Raw genomic sequence first — 16,735 nt, forward strand, 5'->3', positions numbered from 1 at the left:
GGCCAGGCTCTTCTCGACCCGACCTACAGTGCCGCCCGCGCCAGCGGGCACGACATGCATCGCGGACCGCCGCGGCCGGAGCCCAGCTCCGACCCGGCGATCCGCAGCACTTCGATTCCGGAATCCTCGAGCCGCGTGTTGGTTTCGACGTTGCGCTCGTACGCAACGACCACCCCCGGCGCAACCGCGAGGGTGTTGTTTCCGTCGTCCCACTGCTCCCGTTCCGCGACAACGGAATCGAGCCCAGTGTCGATCACCCGGAGCTTCTCGATTCCCATCGCGTCGGCCGCCGCCTCGAGGAAGGGCTGCGGCCCCGATATCCTCGCAGTGCCGTCCTCTCGTCGAATCGTGAAGGCTTCCAACGTGTCGCGGATGGCGGGATACATGACGACGGCGTCGACGTCGACCATCGTGCAGACCGTGTCGAGATGCATCGACGCACGCCGCTGCTCGATCGGCACAGCGAGCACCGTGTGCGCCAGACCGTCTTCGAACACACTGCGCGCCAACGCTTCCGCCCCTGCCGGACTCGTCCGCTCTCCCACTCCCACTGCGATCACGCCGGGTGCGAGAAGCAACACGTCGCCACCTTCGACGGGAGCTGTGTGCGATTCGTACGCGCGTCGCACACCGAGGAACGTCGGATGGAATGCGTAGATGAGGTCGGTGAGGTTGGTTTCCCGTCGCCGCGCAGGCAGCGCGAGTGTCGAGATCGCCACCCGCGAGCCCACCCAGAACGACGAATCCCGGGTGAAGAGCAGGTTGGGGAGCGGGTCGATGACGAAGTCCGGGCCGTGATGCATCAGTCGCACGAGCGACGGCGCCGAACCCATCCCCGCCGCCGGCAGTTCGTCGAAGGTCATTCCGGCGATCAGGATTCGTGCGAGCTCGGGTGCCGGTGTGGTACGCAGGTGACCGGCGAGCTCCTGCGCCAGAGCGTGGCCGAGCCGACGCGGATCGACGGCCGACGAAATACTCTGCACCCGCGCCGCTCCGGAGACCTCGAGGGTTTGGGTGAGCAGGTCCGAGAGGAGGAGCACCTCTACACCGCGACTCCGCAACACGTCGGCGAACGCGTCGTGTTCCTCCTGAGCTCGCGCCACCCACGGCAACGCGTCGAACAAGAGCTGATCGTTGTTCCGGGGTGTGAGCCGCTCGAGTTCCGCGCCGGGTCGATGCAGCATCACGGAGGTGAGCGCACCCACCTCGGAATCGACACCCCACTGCTGGTTCATGCGACAACGGTATCCCTCTACGGGAGGATGGAGGGCGCACACGCCCAGCCCACACACGCCCAGCCCACCCGCGAGGAGTTCCCCATGTCCGACAATCCGGCCGACAACGATCCTCTCGGCGAACTCGCTGTGTTCGCGGGTCGCTGGGTGGGAGGCGGCGAAGGCCACTACCCCACGATCGAGGACTTCTCGTACGACGAGACGATCGAGTTCGCCTCGATCCCCGGAAAACCGTTCCTGATGTACGTGAGCCGAACCCGCCACCGCACCGAAGCCCGGCCGCTCCACACCGAGAACGGGTATCTCCGGAACAGTGGCAACGACATCGAACTCCTCGTGTCGCAGCCCACGGGATTCGTCGAGATCCAGCGCGGCCGGCTCAGCCACGGCGTGCTCGACCTTGTCACTGTCGTGCTCGAGCGCTCCCCCGACGCGAAGCCGGTGCACGAACTCACGCGACGATACGTCCTCGACGGCGACACCCTCACGTACGACCTGTGGATGGCGCACGCCGACACCCCGCTCACCCACCACCTGCACGCTCGACTCCAGCGCGAGATCTGACACCCGGAAGGATTCGAGAGATGTCGACATCTCGACGAGAGTTGTTGCGATGGCAGTTCGACCTGACGTGGTCGTTGTTCGAATTCCACCTCGATCGGCTGCAGCCCGACGATTTCCTGTGGCAGCCCGCCGGCCTCTGCTGGACGGTCCACGAACGCACCGACGGCCTGTGGACCCCCGACTGGGACGAGACCGAACCGGATCCGATTCCGGTTCCCACGATCGCGTGGGTCATGTGGCACATCGAGTGGTGGTGGACGGTGACACTCGACCACGTGCAAGGCCGCACCCCACGTGACCGCACCGAAATCAGGTGGCCGGGTAGCGGTGAGGCATCGATCGCCCGGTTACGCGATCTGCACGACGAGTGGGTGGTCGTCCTCGACACGACGACCGACGAACATCTCGACTCACCCGCACCGTTTCCGTGGCAGGGCGACCCGGACATGACCGTCGCTCACACGGTCGCGTGGGTCGACGTCGAACTCACGAAGAACGTCGCCGAGATCGGCCAGCTCCGGCTACTTCGTCATGCTCGAACGTAGGACCTTGCGGAAGTAGTCGTTGGCTCCCTGCATGACGAGGTTGTAGGGTGGCGCGAACTTTCGGGCCCACCAGAAGCCGAACCGGGTGTCGAACGACGTGTACACCATGAAGCGGTTCTTCTTGATTCCCGTGAGGATGCAACCCGCCACCTTCTCAGGTGAGGCCGCATGCTTCACGAATCGCCCGGTGAGCTTGCGAACTGCGGGAGCATCGCGATCGACCCCGACGATCTGCACCGTGTCGACCAGCGGCGTCGCCACCGCTCCCGGCACCACGAGCGAGACACCGATCCTGTCGCGTTTGAGGTCGAAGCGGAGCACCTCCGACACACCCCGCAGCCCGAACTTGCTGGCGCTGTACGCCGAGTGCCAGGGAAGCGCGATCAACCCCGCAGCCGACGACACGTTGACGATGTGCCCGCCACGTCGCGCCGCGATCATCGGCGGTACGAAGTTCTCGATGACATGGATCGGTCCCATGAGGTTGACGTCGACCATGAGCTTCCAGTGTTTGTGCTCGAGCCGGTCGACCGTGCCCCACACCGACACCCCCGCAACGTTGGCGACGATGTCGACCGACTCACATCGCTCGTGGACCTCGTTCGCGAACGCGGTGACGGCGTCGTAGTCGGAGATGTCGAACGCCGCGGAATGCAGCACTGCCCCACCGCGGTTGCGGACCTCCGTCACGATGTCGTCGAGGCCATCCGCGTGGAGGTCGGTGAGGATGACTTCGGCACCCTCGTCGGCCGCCGCCAAGGCGAGGGCACGGCCGATTCCGCTGGCCGCGCCCGTGATCAGAAACCTCGTGCCGCGCAGATCCTTGATCGCCATGGCGACACCCTAACCGCCACGACGCTCCGGAGCCCGCAACCTCCGCTCAGAGCCGCTGCGACATCTCCTGCTGGTATTCGTGAATGGTCCGTTCCAGCATGTCGGCGTCGTCCTGGCGACCCTCGTTTCGTGCGAGGTCCGCTCGGTCGCGCAGCACCCGAATGGCACGCCGCAATTCGTCGTCACTCATCCTATGGTCCATGTCACACAGTGTGCCGGGTTCTCCTGGTCCGCGCCATAGCCGGACGTGCGATTACGAGATCGATACTCTCCTCACAGCGCGCCTATGTCTGTGTGCGGACGCGCCGCCATGCGTAGCAGCCGCCCGGCCGTCGAGAAGTCGGCAGGAACCGCCCGCGACCCACTCAGCGCAGAACTCCGTCGTGGAGCGCTCTCAGTACCGCGTTGGTGCGGTCGCGGGCTCCCAGCTTGAGCAGAATCGAGGAGACGTGATTCTTGACCGTGCCCTCCGCGAGGAACAATGCCTCGGAGATCCGACGGTTGCCGAAGCCCGCTGCCATCAGGCGCAGTACCTCCAGTTCGCGGTCGGTGAGATCCTGTGTGGGCGAGGCATCGGGCCCTGTCGGGGACGGTCCGGATCGGATCGCCCTGAGCAAGCGGTCGGTGATCGACGGGGCGATGAGAGTGCCACCGTCGGCCAGGGTGCGCACCGCGTGCGTCAGCTGATCCAGAGTGACGTCCTTGAGCAGGTACCCGCGAGCTCCGGCGCGCAGCGCATCGAGTACGAGTGCATCATCGTCGAAGGTGGTGAGCACCAGCACCGGCACCGCCATGTCCTGCTCGCGCAGTTGCTCGAGCGTCCAGATTCCGTCGTACCCGGGCATTCTGAGATCCAGCAGAACCACATCCGGTCCGGTCGACGAGATGACGCCGAGGGCCGCACGGCCGTCGTCGGCCTCACCGACCACCTCGATCTCGGCAACCTCCAGCAGACTCGTGATCCCCTGCCGCACGAGTGTCTGGTCGTCCACCACCACGACACGGATCATGAGGCCGGTACCCACGCCCTCACCCGGAAACCGCGGCTCCCGTCGAAGGTGGCATGCCCACCGAGGGCCTCGAACCGCTCGGCCATACCTCGTAGACCGTTGCCCACACGCAGCTTGCGGGTTCCGGCACCGTCGTCCACCGCGGACAGGACAGCACCGCCGCCCTCCGACGAGATCTCGATTCGGAGCACGCGGGCATCGGCGTGACGGAGAACGTTCGTCACGATCTCCTGCACAGCACGCACGAACGCGGCCGCGTGCTCTTCTCCGACATCCACGTCGGGTGCGACGTCGATCTGCACATCGAGCCCGGGAAGGTCGCGCACCACCTGCTCCAGGGCGGCTTCGAGGTTCAGTGGCTCGACTCGCAGCTCCCCCACAGTGGACCGGACGTCGGCGAGCAACTCCCGCGCGACTCGGTTCGCTCGCTCGACATGTTCACGGGCCCGCTCACCGTCTCGGTGCCGCGCCGTCTCCAGTTCCAGCGCGAGAACAGTGAGCTGGTGACCGATGAGGTCGTGCAGGTCGCGGGAGATCCGCAATCGTTCGGCGGTGCGCGCGGATTCCGACAGCAGGACGGACGCGGCCTGCAACTCGACGTGGGCCTCCGTCAACTCTCGCCGCATGCGTTGCTCTCGCAATAGCGACACCGAGCTGAACACCGTCGCCAGCTGGATCAGGAGGTAGAAGCCTCCGGTCAGCATCGTCGCACCCGTATCACCGGTGTGCTGTACCGTAGCCAACCCGATGACGAGGGTATTGAGCGCCACCACGATCAGGCCGAGACGAACCGGCACGACGTAGACGCTCACGGCTGCGACGACGACCAGCAGAATCGGTAGCAGACCCATTTCCGGCGCGGTCAACACCACAGCCCACGCCGCGACGACCGCCACCGCCCACGACGCCTTGCCGATCGTGGACGGGCGTGTGGTCACAGCGGCGGCGAAGAGGCCGACGAGCAGGACACCGAACAGCACGATCCATACGGCGCGCGGGATCTCCGTCCGAGCCGCGCCGAACAATACCGGCCCACCCACCACGACCGAGACGACGAGCATCGCCACGCCCGACAGCCCCTCTGGTGTCCATCGATGCACGTCACCACTCTAGGCCGCGCCACCGGCACCGGGCGGGTGCCGAAAGTCATGGTCAACATTCCTGACATCCGGCACGCGCGATCACTCACGCTCGGCTCCTAACGTCGGCGTCATGGACACCAGCGCCCCGGGCACCACTCCACAGGCGATCGTTGCCGAACACCTCCACAAGCGGTACCGCGACAAGGTCGCGGTCGACGACATGAGCTTCACACTCGGGATCGGCGAGACACTCGGCATCGTCGGCGCGAACGGCGCGGGAAAGACCACGACCGTCGAGATGGTCGCGGGACTACGGAATCCCGATGGGGGACGTGTGCGTATCCTCGGCCTCGACCCGCACCGTGACCGCTCCCGCCTCCGTCAGGTTCTGGGAGTCCAGCTGCAGCAGGCCACCCTGCACGGTTCGCTGACCGTCTCCGAGCTCGTCGGGCTGTATCGCACCTTCTATCCGAAGCCCGTTCCTGCCGGCGAGCTCCTGGAGATGGTCGGTCTCACCGGGCAACGCGGCATCCGGTTCGAGAAGCTTTCCGGCGGCCAGCAGCAGCGGCTGTCGATCGCGCTCGCCCTCGTCGGACGACCACGCGTGGTCATTCTCGACGAACTGACCACCGGCCTCGATCCCCGCGCGCGGCGACAGATGTGGAAGACCATCGAGCGGCTGCGCGGCGACGACGTCGCAGTTCTGCTGGTCAGCCACGCGATGGAAGAGGTCGAACACCTCTGCGACCGCGTGGCGCTGCTCGATGCCGGAAACATCGTCGCGCTGGACACCCCGTCCGGCCTCGTCGCACGAGCGGCGGCGGAGAACCTCGACGATGCGTTCGTCGCACTCACCGGACGAGAACTGGAGGAGACGGAATGAGCACCGCGGTCGAAACCCACCGCCTCGGACCCGCTGCCTGGCTCACACTGACCGTGTGCGAGGCGAAGATGGTCGTACGCGACACGGCAGGCCTCGTCGTTCCGATCGGCCTTCCCCTGCTGATCCTGGTGATGAGCGCCTCGTCGGCGAGCACCGAAGAAGTGGCGAACGGGCGCACTGTGCTGGATGTCTTCGTGCTCCCTCTGGTGTTCACGATCATCATCGCGTCGATCGGTGTCATCAATATGCCGAGTTTCCTCGCGTACTACCGGCGCACTGGCATTCTGCGACGACTGTCGGTGACGCCGGCGTCGCCCGCGATGGTCCTGGTGGCCCAGGTCGTGGTCAGCGTGCTGCAGACCTTGCTCGGGCTCGGTGTAGCGATCGTCGTGGCCACTGCCTTCTTCGACGCCAGTCCGCCCGTGCATCTCGGCACCGCCGTCGGTGTGTTCGTGCTCGCGATGGCGGCGATGTACGCCGTGGGAATGATCGTCGCGGCAGTGTCCCCGACCCCGAACTCCGCGGTGGCGATCGGACTTGTCGCCTTCTTCGCTCTCGGCGCGACAGGCGGCTTGTTCGGTAGCCGCGACGCGCTCCCCGACCCGGTCGCGACGGTCGGAGAGTGGCTACCGTTCGGCGCCTCGGTCGAGGCCATGTCCGCGGCCTGGGCGGGAAGCCCCGCCGACCCGGCCCACTTCCTCGCGCTCGGCGTGACGATCGTGGTCGGTGTCGTGGTCTCGGCTGCGCTCTTCCGCTGGGAATGATCGCGTGACGATCATCGGTTCGATCGCACTCGTGGTGTTCGTCGTGGTCTTCCTCGTCGACGGGTGGACCCGCCCCGGCTATCACCCGGTGCGCCAGCCCGTCAGCGCCCTCGCGCTGGGTCGCCGGGGCTGGATTCAGACGACCAACTTCATCGTGTGCGGCGCAGCCGTGACCGTCGGAGCGGTCGGCGTCGCCGCCACATTCGGCAGTGGGTTGCTCGGCGTGGCGATCGGGGTGTTCGGGGTGTCGCTCATGATCTCGGGACTCTTCCCGATGGATGCGATGCGCGGATATCCGCCGGGCACACCGGACCGGACACCGACGGAATACACGCGCCGCCACAAGATTCACGACCATGCAGGCGCGGTCGTGTTCACCTCACTTCCGGCAGCCGCGATCGTCGCGGTGCTCACCGTGCCCGGCGCTGGATGGTCATGGTTCTCGGGGCTGACCGCTGTCGCGCTGACCATCGGCTTCGTCGTGTTCGGGCAGGCGTGGGAAGACGATTCCCGGTTCGCCGGACTTGTGCAGCGGATGGTGATCACGGCCGGTTGGGTGTGGCTCGCGTTGCTGTTCTTCCATGCCGGAACATGACGCACTGAAGCATGATCGAATCGAGATGCTAACCTGGCGTTCGAAACTCGACACGGGGTGCCGGACAGGCTGAGAACACACCCGTAGAACCTGATCTCGATCATGCGAGCGAAGGGATGCCGAGTCGGCGACAGACCACCGGTCCGATGCCGTCTGCGTATCCCTTCGGTCCGAAGGGAAGGCGCAATCATGTCATTGCAGAACCGGGTCGTCCTGGTCACCGGTGCCGGCCGAGGGCTCGGCCACAGCATCGCACAGGCTTTCGCGGACGAAGGTGCGTCCGTCGTCGTGAACTACCGGCGCAGCAGCGATGCGGCCCGCGCTCTCGCCGAGAGCATCGGCACCGAACGCGCGATTGCCGTGCAGGCCGACGTCACCGACCGCGCACAAGTAAAGGCTGTGTTCGGCCGCGCGCGCGAGCATTTCGGCCGTCCGGTGACCACCGTGGTGAACAACGCCCTTCCCGACTTCTCGTTCAACGGTGACGCCCGCGAGAAGGCGGATCGAATCGGCTACGGCGCATTTGCAGCCCAGCTCGAAGGCATCGTCGGTGGTGCGGTGAACACCATCCAGGCCGCTCTGCCGGGAATGCGGGAGGCCGGCGGAGGCAGCATCGTCAACATCGGGACCAACCTGTTCCAGAACCCGGTCGTGCCCTACCACGACTACACCGCAGCCAAAGCGGCGCTGCTGTCGACCACGCGTACGTTCGCTGCGGATCTGGGCCCCGAAGGCATCCGGGTGAACATGGTGTCGGGCGGGCTCCTGCGCACCACCGATGCATCATCCGCGACACCCCCGGAGGTCTTCGACCTGATCGCCGGCTCGACCCCGCTGCGTAAGGTCACGACCCCGGAGGATTTCGCCGCCGCCGTGTTGTTCTTCGCGTCCGACTGGTCGCGCGCGGTCACCGGGCAGAACCTCGTCGTCGACGGCGGACTGGTGATGAACTGATGGCGGTGCGTACCCTGCATCTGGGCGCATTTCTATATGGCACCGGCCACCATTCTTCGGCGTGGCGGCACCCGGACTCCGCCGCGGAGCGCATCGGCGATATCACCTATTTCGAGGAACTCGCACGCACCGCCGAGCGGGGATGCCTCGACGCGGTCTTCTTCGCTGACGGCCACAGTGTGAACCCCGCGTATACGGCGGGCACGACGTGGTTTCTCGAACCGATCACCGCGCTGTCGGCGATGGCGCGGGCCACCGAGAAGATCGGGCTGGTCACCACGGTGTCCGCAAGCTTCTACACGCCGTTCCACGCGGCACGCATGCTCGCGTCACTCGATCACATCAGCGGTGGACGCGCCGGCGCAAACATCGTGACATCGATGTTCGACGCCGAAGCCCGCAACCACGGATCCGGTTCGTTGCCCGCCCACGCCGAACGGTACGGAAGGGCGGAAGAGTTCATCGACGCTGTTGTCGCGCTGTGGGATTCGTGGGACGAGCACGCGGTGATCGCGGACCGTTCGGCCGGGCGTTTCCTCGATGCCGGCGCGGTCCACCGGATCGAGCACCGCGGCAGGCACTTCCGTGTGGACGGTCCGCTCACGGTGCCGCGCTGCCCGCAGGGACGCCCGGTGTTGTTCCAGGCCGGCGCCTCGGACACCGGCCGTGACCTTGCAGCACGCCACGCCGAGGCCGTGTATTCGGTTGCCTGGGATCTTCCGGCGGCGCTCGAATTCGCCACCGACCTACGTGCCCGCACCACCGCCGCGGGACGTGACGCGACGTCGATCGCGATCCTGCCGGGTCTCGTCACCTACGTCGGACGCACCGACGACGAAGCGCAGGCGAAGAAGTCGGAATTGGACGCGTATCTCGACATCGAGGGCGCACTCGCCCAGCTCGGGGCCTTCACCGGCCAGGACTACACCGGCCACGACCTCGACGCTCCGGTCTCGGACCTGCCGCCTATCTCGGAATTCACCGGCCCGCAGGGGCGGTACGCGACGGTGCAACGAATCATCGAGACGCAACGACCGACGCTGCGAGAACTGCTCGGGTTTCTCGCTGCCGGCGGCGGTCACGCCACCATGATCGGCACACCCGAGTCGGTTGCCGACCGAATCGAGGAGTGGTTCGTCGCCGGTGCCTGCGACGGCTTCAACCTGATGTGCCCCGCCTACCCGGATTCCCTCGACGACTTCGTCGACCTCGTGGTTCCGGAATTACAGCGCCGCGGCCTGTTCCGCACCGAGTACCCGGGTACTACCTTGCGCGACTCGCTGGGGCTGGAGGTGCCGGCTCTGCCACAGAGGCACAGTGTGATTGTCGGATAACGATCGAATCATGTTGCGTTGGTGAACTATTCATAGACCCCCTGCCCTCAGCCGAAGACAGGACGCGAGTCGGTGCGGTTCCCGAGAAGATCGGCGACGCCCGCCGCGAAATTGGGGCACGTCGCGATGTCGTGGGCGCGGCATTCCAGCGCATGCTGCGTCATCTCGCGGGAGCGGGCCATCTCTGCCATCCGTCGCTCCAGGTCGTCGAGGTGCGCAGTGAGTACGTCGCGACGCTCGTCTGCCCTGCCCGCCAGCAGGACGCGGATCTGGTCGAGACTCATTCCGGCGGATTTGCTGCGGATGATCACGGCCACCCGGGTGACATCGAGTTCCCGGTAGCGGCGGCGACCTGCGGTGTCGCGGTCGGGGGCGAGCAGCCCGGCGTCCTCCCAATGCCGCAATACATGCGTGGCGAGGCCGAAGCGCTCTGCCACCTCACCGATCGTCCACATCGCATTTGACTTCATGTCAACATGAAGTCGCATTATCGGCGGTGACGCAAGCCCGCACCGAAGGAGAGCTGATGCACATCGACACACCACCGGCGCAGTTCTGGGAGAACCGCTACACCGACAGCGACGGGTTGTGGTCCGGCAATGCGAACGCTTCCCTTGTCTACGCGGTGTCCGGATCGACACCGGGCACCGCCCTCGACCTCGGCTGCGGCGAGGGCGCCGACACCATCTGGCTGGCAGACCGCGGCTGGATCGCGACCGGAATCGACATCTCCCCCACCGCCGTCCGCCGCGCTACCGACGCCGCGCGCGCCGCCGGAGTTCCGGACGATCGCATCCGATTCGTCACCGCAGACCTGTCGAGTTGGCACGAAGACGGCAGCTACGATCTTGTCGCCGCGTCCTTCCTGCACTCGCCCGTAGAGTTTCCGCGCAGCGATGTGCTTCGCAACGCCGCCGGACTCGTCGCGCGGAACGGGCACCTCGTGATCGTCTCGCACGCCGCGTTCCCGCCGTGGGCCGATGCCGACGCACGCGAAGGACACGGCGACCACCGGTTCCTGAGTCCGCAGGAAGAGATCGAGGCGCTCGACCTCGACAATGACCTATGGGAGGTGCAGGTCGCCGATACCCGCGAACGCGACGCCCTCGGACCGGACGGCACACAGGCCGTACTCGAGGACACGGTCGTGGTCCTGCGGCGACTGTGAGCGTTCGGGATCACCATCCCGAACGCTCAAATCCACGCATATCCATAAGTACAAATACACACTTGTGTTATTGTCGTGGCACCCGATGAGCGGAGACGGACAATGGGTGCCGAGGCAGAGGCAGATCTCGATGTGGCATTGCGGGCGCTCGCCGATGGAAATCGGCGGGCGATCCTGCGGGTCATTCGCTCCGCTCCGCGCCCAGTGGGTTCCATCGCCGACGAAGTCGGATTGTCCCAACAGACCACGTCACACCACCTCGGCGTGCTCCGGAAAGCAGGCCTCGCCGTCAGCACACGCGAGGGCACGCGTCACCTCTTCGCAGTGAACACCGACGGCCTCGCGGCGGTGCGTTCGTACCTCGACGATTTCTGGCCGGGGAAACTGTCTGCGCTCAAGGCCGTGATCGAGGCGAGGGAGGGAGAGAACCGTGGCTGAGTTCCGGGATTCGATCGACATCGCCGTGTGTCCCGAGACGGTGTTCGAGTACCTCACCACGAACTCCGGGATGACGGCGTGGATGGGCCAGTATGCGGAACTCGACCCGAGGCCCGGCGGCGGCTTCGCGGTCGACGTCGCAGGCTACCCGGTCCGCGGCGAGTATCTCCACGTCGACTACCCGACCCGGGTGGTCGTCTCGTGGGGATTTGCGGGAAACACAGATCTGCCCATCGGGGCATCGACGGTCGAATTCCGGCTCACCGCCGTCGCCGGCGGCACCCGCGTCGACCTCATCCACTCCGACCTTCCCGACACCGAATTGCGCGGGCACGCCCACGGGTGGGCACATTTCCTCCCCCGTCTGGCCACCGCGGGCTCCGGCGGCGACGCCGGACCCGACGCGTGGCAGCCGCTCTAGGAGTGAGCCGGTCCGGAACGCCACTACACGAACAGGAATCGAAGGAGTCTGCAATGCCACAGCAATCCGCCTACGACATCGTGAAGAGCTACCACCGCTCCTGGACGAGTGGCGACGTCGAGCATGCCATGACCCATGTTGCCGACAGCATCACCTGCCGCGCACCGGGCATCGATCTGAAGGGCAAGGCTGCCTACCAGGACTTCATCGCCGGGTTCGCGCCCGCACTCACCGGTATCGCCGATATCGCCGACTTCGCGGATCAGGATCGTGTCGCTCTCTTCTACTACCCCCAGACCGCGGCAACCTCCACAGCCCCTGCCGCAGAGTGCTTCACGGTTCGGGACGGCAAGATCAGCGCAAGCGTGCTGATCTTCGACCGCCTCTCCTACGGTCCTCCCCGACAGGATTGACGTAGGAATCCGTCATGACTCCTGCGCAGAATGCGTTGATCGACCGCGTCCGCGAGCTGCTCGCAGGCGAGTCGATGTTGCGCGAGGTATCGATGTTCGGCGGTCGAGCGTTCATGGTCGACGAGAAGATGATCGTCAGCGCGCTGAAAGACGGCGGCCTGCTGGTTCGTGTCCCCACAGGCCGACACGACGAATTCCTCGGCGAACCCGGTGCTGCCCAAGCCGAAATGGGTGCCGGACGGACGATGGGCCCCGGCTGGGTCGACGTCGCCGAGGAGGCGATCCGCGGCGAGAAGTGCCTCGCGTATTGGGTCGGGGTCGCGATGGACCACAACCGGGTCGTGCATGGGAAAAGCTGAGGTCAACGCGCGTGCCGGCGCGGAGTCTCAGGGTGTATGACGGCGCAGAGCTTGTTCTGCGGCCAGGATTTCGGCGAGATCTGTCGAGAGCCAGATCAGCGATCGGCGAGGGCGAGGAGCTCGAGAACGGTGTTCCAGTTGCGAGAGGTGCCCACGCCGGATGGGTCGATCCTGCGGCCCGCTTTCTCCAGTGCCGTCGGTAGTCTCGCCCGGCCCATGCCGTTCGGCAGGTGCAGGTAGAGCTCCCGTCCGATCAGGACGCACTCCTCCGGGAGAAACGAGCGGAGGTCAAGGGCGTCGAGGATCGCCTTCGGCGGCTCCTCCGCCATGAAGACAACGTGTAGCTGCTAGCCCTCGGCGCCGGCGTACGGGTTCGCGTCCACAACGGCCGCCAGTTCGTCCCTGGTACGCAGCACCACCGGAACGCCATACCCGGCTGCGGATGAGATCACCTCGCTCAGCATTGCGACGAGGTCGCTCGGTTCGGGAGAAGGCGGGGTCACAACCGCGTTCCCCGACTGGATGTAGGTAGCGACATCCGTGCAGCCCGCCGACCTCAGCACCGACCGCAACGTGGACATGGCCAGGCGGTGACCGCCGACGTTGACGCCGCCCAGCAGCACGATCGACCGCGCCACGGACTGCTGTCTCACTTCCCTGTCCCGCGGACCGGCACCAGTCCGCGGTTCTTGCCTAGGTCATCGGGAATCGCCCACATCCTCCCAACCTAGTCACGCCCTGGTCGCGAGGGAAGATATGAGAAGGGTGGCCGGGCCCCTGACAGCGAAGCGGCCCTGTCCACTGATCACGGGCAGGGCCGGAACTTCGACCAAATGGTGGAGCTGAGGGGAATCGAACCCCTGACCTCTTCGATGCGAACGAAGCGCGCTACCAACTGCGCCACAGCCCCGAAGGTTCCCTGGAACCAACTCGCAAACCTTAGCAAACGCAGACCGCCAACACGAAATCGGGTCATATACGCAGGTCACAGCTCCATAAGCCGAAAAGCCCACACCGGGTGGTGTGGGCTTTTCGAAGTCGCTTCTGCCAGTTTTCCGGTCATGCGCCGGAGGCGCGCCGGACCGGGAAGTCGTCGGGTTCGTCGTAACCCGGGTCCGCGTGGGCCGAGTCGACGTAATCCAGGTCGCCGTAGTCGTCGTACTCGTCATCGAACCTGTCGAGATGCTCGAATTCGGGATCTTCGTCGTCGAGTTCGAGAACCACCGCCCCCGGGCGTCGGAGCCGCGACGGAACTTCGCCGAAGTCCCCCTCGCCTCGCACGTGCACTCCGGTCGCCGCCGACCGCTGCAGTCGGGCCATTCTGCGCCGCCGAATATCCTGTTCGAGCCGGACCTGGCGACGCAGATAGAACAGGTAGCCGACGAACGCTGCCACCACGAGGCCACATGCCCACCACATCACCGGCGACAGGATCAAGCCCAGCGCCGCAGTCATGATTGCGCCGATGAGCAGACCCAGCACGGCGCGCTGGCGGAACTCGTAACGTTCGGCCGACGCCTCTGCGTCGGCCTGCGGATCGAATCCGCCTCGGCCGCGGCGACGCGGAACGCTCTGCCGAACCGGCGGGCGGTCGACCTCGTACTGATACTCGTCGGAGTTGCCTGGAGCGGCGTTGTCCAGGTCGGTGAATTCGAGTTCGGTGTCGGGCCTGTCGTCGGTTTGAGTGTTCATACGAGCCTCCGCATGGCGGTGCGTGTGATCACGACTCGGACGCCAGTTCGGATCAGTGCGGTGACCTGCCGCGGGCCCGCGGGGGGCCTTCGGCTTCTCGTCACCGCGATGCAGAACCCGTGTTGCGAGTGCGGCGTCGGTCGTCTGACGGATGCGAGGACGCTTCGTGACCAGCATGGGAACCAGGACGAACAACCACACGGCAACCAGCCCGATCCACAGGAGTGAGTTCGGCATTGCGGCGGCCCTCCTCCCAGTTGTCGCCTACCAGTCCGTCGACGCCACTGACCTTTCCCAGGTTAACGGCATCATCACTCTTATCCCTACAGAAACGCCGACTCAGACGGCTACTGCCGTCACACGAGTCACGCGAAACCATGTGACACACTCTTCACTCTAGTCACACAGATATATATCTGCGCTGGGGATTGTTACTCATGTTGCACGTAACTTGCATTACACGCAGCGCGTGATTCACTCCGAATCGGACAGAGACGGACACTCAGGCCCAGGTCGCGCGGCCACTGCTCACCAATCGGTCTGCGACCGAACCGGACACTTCCTCGGCCGTCATCGCAACGAGAAGATGATCACGAAACCGTCCGTGCACATCGAGGTACCGCTGCAGCAGGCCCTCCTCGCGGAAACCGACGTTGCGCAGGACCGCGCGGCTGGGCTCGTTCTCCGGACGCACCGTCGCCTCGACACGGTGCAGGCCGAGGGGGCCGAAGCAGTGATCGAGCCCGAGAGCGAGGGCCGCCGTCGCCACCCCGAGCCCGTTGACCTCCTTCTCGACCCAGTACCCGATCCACGCCGACCGCAGCGCACCGCGCACGATGTTGCCCACGGTGATCTGGCCGCAGTACCGACCGTCGAGCTCGATCGCCATGGGCACCATCAGCCCTTTGCGGGCCTCCGCGCGCAGACTCCGATACAGGCCCGGCCACACCGAGATGTGGTGGCGCATCTCCCACGGAGTCTCCCCCGTCGGCTCCCACGGCTCGAGATGGTCGCGGTCACGCGTGCGCAGCCGACTCCACGCGGCGGCATCCCTCAGGCGCACCGATCGCACCGTCACCAACCCACCCGCGACGCGAAGCGGCCCCAGATCGGCCGGCCACCCGGGGTGACGACTCATCCACGCTGCCCGAGGAACGACACGTCCACCGGGTCGCCCGTGCGGATTTCGGAGACATCCGGCGGAACCAACACCAGGCAATTCGCTTCCGCGAGTGTCGCAAGTAGGTGTGACGACCCGCCCGCAGCACCGCCGAGGGCCTGCACGAGATAGTCGCCCGTCGCCTCGTCGCGCATGAGCTGCCCGCGCAGGTATCCCTTGCGTCCGGGGATCGACGTGATCGGAGCCACCGTGCGAGCCGTGACGATCCGGCGCAGCGGTTGACGTCGACCCAGCGCGATCCGGATGAGCGGACGCACCATCACCTCGAACACGACCAGGGAACTGACCGGGTTCGACGGAAGCAGGAAGGTGGGCACCTCGTCGCGTCCGAGCTGACCGAATCCCTGAACGGAACCCGGGTGCATGGCCACCCGCTCGACCTCGAGCTTCCCTAGATCGGTCAGGGCCTCGCGGACATCGTCGAGCGCACCGCCACCGACAGCGCCCGCGATCACCACGATCTCGGAGCGGATCAGCTGACCTTCGACCACCTCGCGCAGCCGCTTCGGCTCGGTGCCCGCGATCCCCACCCGGTTCACGTCGGCGCCGGCGTCGCGCGCGGCCGCCGCGAGCGCGTAGGAGTTCACGTCGTAGACCTGCCCCGGTCCGGGCGTGCGGTCGATGTCGACGAGTTCGCCACCGACCGAGATCACCGACAGTCGTGGTCGAGGATGCACGAGCACCTTGTCGCGCCCTACCGCAGCGAGCAGACCCACCTGCGCGGCGCCGATGATCGCGCCCGCTCGCACCGCCACGTCGCCGGGCTGTACGTCGTCGCCGGTGCGTCGCACGTATTCGCCCGACCGGACCGGTTCGAGCACCTTGATCCGGGCGTCGCCCCGGTCGGTGTTCTCGAGCGGGAGCACCGCGTCGGCGAGCGTGGGCAGCGGCGCACCGGTATCGACGCGCACGGCCTGTCGCGGCTGCAACCGGATCGGCTGGCGCGAGCCCGCACGAACTTCACCGACGACGGGCAGCGTCACCTCGGCGGATTCCTCGCCGGATTCCGGGTCGGGGGGCGCGCCCACCGCCTGCACGTCGACGCTGCGGACCGCATAACCGTCGATCGCGGCCTGGTCGAATCCCGGCAACGGCCGCTCGGTGACCACTTCTTCTGCGCAGAGCAGGCCTTGTGCCTCGGAGATCGCCACCCGCACAGGCCTGGGTGCCACGGCCGCCGCCGTCACCCTGGTCTGCTGATCCTCAACCGACCGCATACCGCTACTCGTCCTCCAGCCCGCACTACCCAGCGTCACCGTTCACA

The 16,735-nt window shown here is 66.2% G+C and carries 23 protein-coding genes, 1 tRNA gene and 1 riboswitch; of the genes, 12 read left to right on the forward strand and 12 right to left on the reverse strand.

The features are described from left to right. Window positions 1–23 precede the first annotated feature (23 nt). Complete coding sequence (locus Q7514_RS19645) at window positions 24–1,235, reverse strand: arginine deiminase (protein WP_330134947.1); 1,212 nt, start codon at window positions 1,233–1,235, stop codon at window positions 24–26. Window positions 1,236–1,319: 84 nt separating this feature from the next. On the opposite strand from Q7514_RS19645, the gene Q7514_RS19650 reads away from it, so the two are divergent. Together Q7514_RS19650 and Q7514_RS19655 are read left to right on the forward strand one after the other, a co-directional pair. Continuing rightward, complete coding sequence (locus Q7514_RS19650; protein WP_330134948.1) at window positions 1,320–1,799, forward strand: FABP family protein; 480 nt, start codon at window positions 1,320–1,322, stop codon at window positions 1,797–1,799. A gap of 20 nt (window positions 1,800–1,819) precedes the next feature. Further along, window positions 1,820–2,344, forward strand: coding sequence for a DinB family protein (locus tag Q7514_RS19655; protein ID WP_330134949.1), 525 nt, complete (start codon window positions 1,820–1,822; stop codon window positions 2,342–2,344). On the opposite strand, the gene Q7514_RS19660 is transcribed toward Q7514_RS19655, so the two are convergent. The 4 genes from Q7514_RS19660 to Q7514_RS19675 form a co-directional block, all read right to left on the reverse strand. Next, the gene (locus Q7514_RS19660; protein ID WP_330134950.1) at window positions 2,321–3,178 is read right to left on the reverse strand and encodes an SDR family oxidoreductase; all 858 of its coding nucleotides are present in this window, start codon (window positions 3,176–3,178) and stop codon (window positions 2,321–2,323) included. The two genes, Q7514_RS19655 and Q7514_RS19660, sit on opposite strands and share 24 nt — an antisense overlap. 46 nt (window positions 3,179–3,224) lie before the next feature. Beyond that, window positions 3,225–3,368: a hypothetical protein gene (locus tag Q7514_RS19665; RefSeq protein WP_199233201.1), complete on the reverse strand. Its 144-nt coding sequence runs from the start codon at window positions 3,366–3,368 to the stop codon at window positions 3,225–3,227. A 175-nt stretch (window positions 3,369–3,543) separates the two neighbouring features. Then, entirely contained in the window at window positions 3,544–4,203 is a 660-nt protein-coding gene (locus Q7514_RS19670; protein ID WP_330134951.1) for a response regulator transcription factor, read from the reverse strand. Then, a complete protein-coding gene (locus tag Q7514_RS19675; protein WP_330134952.1) occupies window positions 4,185–5,288 on the reverse strand; it encodes a sensor histidine kinase in 1,104 nt (367 codons plus the stop codon). The genes Q7514_RS19670 and Q7514_RS19675 overlap by 19 nt, the downstream gene beginning before the upstream one ends. Window positions 5,289–5,400: 112 nt before the next feature. On the opposite strand from Q7514_RS19675, the gene Q7514_RS19680 reads away from it, so the two are divergent. The 5 genes from Q7514_RS19680 to Q7514_RS19700 all read left to right on the forward strand — a co-directional run bounded on the left by Q7514_RS19680 (window position 5,401) and on the right by Q7514_RS19700 (window position 9,800). Then, entirely contained in the window at window positions 5,401–6,153 is a 753-nt protein-coding gene (locus Q7514_RS19680; protein WP_330134953.1) for an ABC transporter ATP-binding protein, read from the forward strand. Then, window positions 6,150–6,917, forward strand: a complete 768-nt coding sequence (locus Q7514_RS19685) for an ABC transporter permease (protein ID WP_330134954.1) — start codon at window positions 6,150–6,152, stop codon at window positions 6,915–6,917. Before Q7514_RS19680 ends, Q7514_RS19685 begins: the two co-directional genes overlap by 4 nt. Before the next feature lie 4 nt (window positions 6,918–6,921). Continuing rightward, the gene (locus Q7514_RS19690) at window positions 6,922–7,512 is read left to right on the forward strand and encodes a DUF998 domain-containing protein (RefSeq protein WP_330134955.1); all 591 of its coding nucleotides are present in this window, start codon (window positions 6,922–6,924) and stop codon (window positions 7,510–7,512) included. A gap of 43 nt (window positions 7,513–7,555) precedes the next feature. Continuing rightward, a riboswitch (TPP riboswitch) is annotated at window positions 7,556–7,646 on the forward strand. Window positions 7,647–7,701: 55 nt separating this feature from the next. Then, window positions 7,702–8,466: a 3-oxoacyl-ACP reductase gene (locus Q7514_RS19695; protein ID WP_330134956.1), complete on the forward strand. Its 765-nt coding sequence runs from the start codon at window positions 7,702–7,704 to the stop codon at window positions 8,464–8,466. Continuing rightward, on the forward strand, window positions 8,466–9,800 hold the full coding sequence (locus Q7514_RS19700) for an LLM class flavin-dependent oxidoreductase (RefSeq protein WP_408016136.1): 1,335 nt from the start codon (window positions 8,466–8,468) through the stop codon (window positions 9,798–9,800). The genes Q7514_RS19695 and Q7514_RS19700 overlap by 1 nt, the downstream gene beginning before the upstream one ends. Window positions 9,801–9,847: 47 nt before the next feature. Here the strand turns inward: Q7514_RS19700 and Q7514_RS19705 are convergent, their stop codons facing one another. Beyond that, window positions 9,848–10,270 carry a MerR family transcriptional regulator gene (locus Q7514_RS19705; protein ID WP_330134957.1) on the reverse strand — a complete coding sequence of 141 codons (423 nt, stop codon included), beginning with the start codon at window positions 10,268–10,270 and terminating at the stop codon, window positions 9,848–9,850. Between the two features lie 56 nt (window positions 10,271–10,326). Here Q7514_RS19705 and Q7514_RS19710 point away from each other — a divergent pair, with 56 nt between their 5' ends. The 5 genes from Q7514_RS19710 (at window position 10,327) to Q7514_RS19730 (ending at window position 12,599) form a co-directional block, all read left to right on the forward strand. Then, complete coding sequence (locus Q7514_RS19710) at window positions 10,327–10,968, forward strand: class I SAM-dependent methyltransferase (RefSeq protein WP_330134958.1); 642 nt, start codon at window positions 10,327–10,329, stop codon at window positions 10,966–10,968. Window positions 10,969–11,070: 102 nt separating this feature from the next. Beyond that, a complete protein-coding gene (locus tag Q7514_RS19715; protein WP_330134959.1) occupies window positions 11,071–11,406 on the forward strand; it encodes an ArsR/SmtB family transcription factor in 336 nt (111 codons plus the stop codon). After that, window positions 11,399–11,827: an SRPBCC family protein gene (locus Q7514_RS19720; RefSeq protein WP_330134960.1), complete on the forward strand. Its 429-nt coding sequence runs from the start codon at window positions 11,399–11,401 to the stop codon at window positions 11,825–11,827. The genes Q7514_RS19715 and Q7514_RS19720 overlap by 8 nt, the downstream gene beginning before the upstream one ends. A gap of 53 nt (window positions 11,828–11,880) precedes the next feature. Beyond that, window positions 11,881–12,240 (forward strand): nuclear transport factor 2 family protein, encoded by a 360-nt coding sequence (locus tag Q7514_RS19725; RefSeq protein WP_330134961.1) that lies wholly within the window; start codon window positions 11,881–11,883, stop codon window positions 12,238–12,240. 14 nt (window positions 12,241–12,254) lie between these two features. Next, window positions 12,255–12,599 carry a TfoX/Sxy family protein gene (locus tag Q7514_RS19730; protein WP_330134962.1) on the forward strand — a complete coding sequence of 115 codons (345 nt, stop codon included), beginning with the start codon at window positions 12,255–12,257 and terminating at the stop codon, window positions 12,597–12,599. A 95-nt stretch (window positions 12,600–12,694) separates the two neighbouring features. Here Q7514_RS19730 and Q7514_RS19735 read toward each other — a convergent pair whose 3' ends face one another. The 6 genes from Q7514_RS19735 to glp all read right to left on the reverse strand — a co-directional run bounded on the left by Q7514_RS19735 (window position 12,695) and on the right by glp (window position 16,688). Then, window positions 12,695–12,928: a hypothetical protein gene (locus Q7514_RS19735; RefSeq protein ID WP_330134963.1), complete on the reverse strand. Its 234-nt coding sequence runs from the start codon at window positions 12,926–12,928 to the stop codon at window positions 12,695–12,697. Between the two features lie 18 nt (window positions 12,929–12,946). Beyond that, window positions 12,947–13,252, reverse strand: a complete 306-nt coding sequence (locus Q7514_RS19740) for a DUF1697 domain-containing protein (RefSeq protein ID WP_330134964.1) — start codon at window positions 13,250–13,252, stop codon at window positions 12,947–12,949. A gap of 181 nt (window positions 13,253–13,433) precedes the next feature. Then, a tRNA-Ala gene (locus Q7514_RS19745) sits at window positions 13,434–13,509 on the reverse strand. 149 nt (window positions 13,510–13,658) lie between these two features. Further along, window positions 13,659–14,528: a divisome protein SepX/GlpR gene (gene sepX, locus Q7514_RS19750; protein ID WP_330134965.1), complete on the reverse strand. Its 870-nt coding sequence runs from the start codon at window positions 14,526–14,528 to the stop codon at window positions 13,659–13,661. 265 nt (window positions 14,529–14,793) lie between these two features. Next, window positions 14,794–15,429 carry a GNAT family N-acetyltransferase gene (locus Q7514_RS19755; RefSeq protein ID WP_330134966.1) on the reverse strand — a complete coding sequence of 212 codons (636 nt, stop codon included), beginning with the start codon at window positions 15,427–15,429 and terminating at the stop codon, window positions 14,794–14,796. Further along, a complete protein-coding gene (gene glp, locus Q7514_RS19760; protein ID WP_330134967.1) occupies window positions 15,426–16,688 on the reverse strand; it encodes a molybdotransferase-like divisome protein Glp in 1,263 nt (420 codons plus the stop codon). The genes Q7514_RS19755 and glp overlap by 4 nt, the downstream gene beginning before the upstream one ends. Between the last annotated feature and the right edge of the window lie 47 nt (window positions 16,689–16,735).

The organism is Rhodococcus artemisiae (assembly GCF_036327795.1).
In the GTDB taxonomy this organism is placed as follows: domain Bacteria; phylum Actinomycetota; class Actinomycetes; order Mycobacteriales; family Mycobacteriaceae; genus Rhodococcus; species Rhodococcus artemisiae.

Bases quoted from the DNA above. Each gene is read 5' to 3' on its own strand.
- Q7514_RS19680 (WP_330134953.1), top strand. From the start codon at position 5,401: ATGGACACCAGCGCCCCGGGCACCACTCCACAGGCGATCGTTGCCGAA.
- Q7514_RS19650 (WP_330134948.1), top strand. From the start codon at position 1,320: ATGTCCGACAATCCGGCCGACAACGATCCTCTCGGCGAACTCGCTGTG.
- Q7514_RS19710 (WP_330134958.1), top strand. From the start codon at position 10,327: ATGCACATCGACACACCACCGGCGCAGTTCTGGGAGAACCGCTACACC.
- Q7514_RS19665 (WP_199233201.1), bottom strand. From the start codon at position 3,368: ATGAGTGACGACGAATTGCGGCGTGCCATTCGGGTGCTGCGCGACCGA.
- Q7514_RS19705 (WP_330134957.1), bottom strand. From the start codon at position 10,270: ATGAAGTCAAATGCGATGTGGACGATCGGTGAGGTGGCAGAGCGCTTC.
- Q7514_RS19715 (WP_330134959.1), top strand. From the start codon at position 11,071: ATGGGTGCCGAGGCAGAGGCAGATCTCGATGTGGCATTGCGGGCGCTC.
- Q7514_RS19725 (WP_330134961.1), top strand. From the start codon at position 11,881: ATGCCACAGCAATCCGCCTACGACATCGTGAAGAGCTACCACCGCTCC.
- sepX (WP_330134965.1), bottom strand. From the start codon at position 14,528: ATGCCGAACTCACTCCTGTGGATCGGGCTGGTTGCCGTGTGGTTGTTC.
- Q7514_RS19695 (WP_330134956.1), top strand. From the start codon at position 7,702: ATGTCATTGCAGAACCGGGTCGTCCTGGTCACCGGTGCCGGCCGAGGG.
- Q7514_RS19685 (WP_330134954.1), top strand. From the start codon at position 6,150: ATGAGCACCGCGGTCGAAACCCACCGCCTCGGACCCGCTGCCTGGCTC.
- glp (WP_330134967.1), bottom strand. From the start codon at position 16,688: ATGCGGTCGGTTGAGGATCAGCAGACCAGGGTGACGGCGGCGGCCGTG.
- Q7514_RS19655 (WP_330134949.1), top strand. From the start codon at position 1,820: ATGTCGACATCTCGACGAGAGTTGTTGCGATGGCAGTTCGACCTGACG.
- Q7514_RS19735 (WP_330134963.1), bottom strand. From the start codon at position 12,928: ATGGCGGAGGAGCCGCCGAAGGCGATCCTCGACGCCCTTGACCTCCGC.
- Q7514_RS19700 (WP_408016136.1), top strand. From the start codon at position 8,466: ATGGCGGTGCGTACCCTGCATCTGGGCGCATTTCTATATGGCACCGGC.
- Q7514_RS19660 (WP_330134950.1), bottom strand. From the start codon at position 3,178: ATGGCGATCAAGGATCTGCGCGGCACGAGGTTTCTGATCACGGGCGCG.
- Q7514_RS19755 (WP_330134966.1), bottom strand. From the start codon at position 15,429: ATGAGTCGTCACCCCGGGTGGCCGGCCGATCTGGGGCCGCTTCGCGTC.
- Q7514_RS19730 (WP_330134962.1), top strand. From the start codon at position 12,255: ATGACTCCTGCGCAGAATGCGTTGATCGACCGCGTCCGCGAGCTGCTC.
- Q7514_RS19645 (WP_330134947.1), bottom strand. From the start codon at position 1,235: ATGAACCAGCAGTGGGGTGTCGATTCCGAGGTGGGTGCGCTCACCTCC.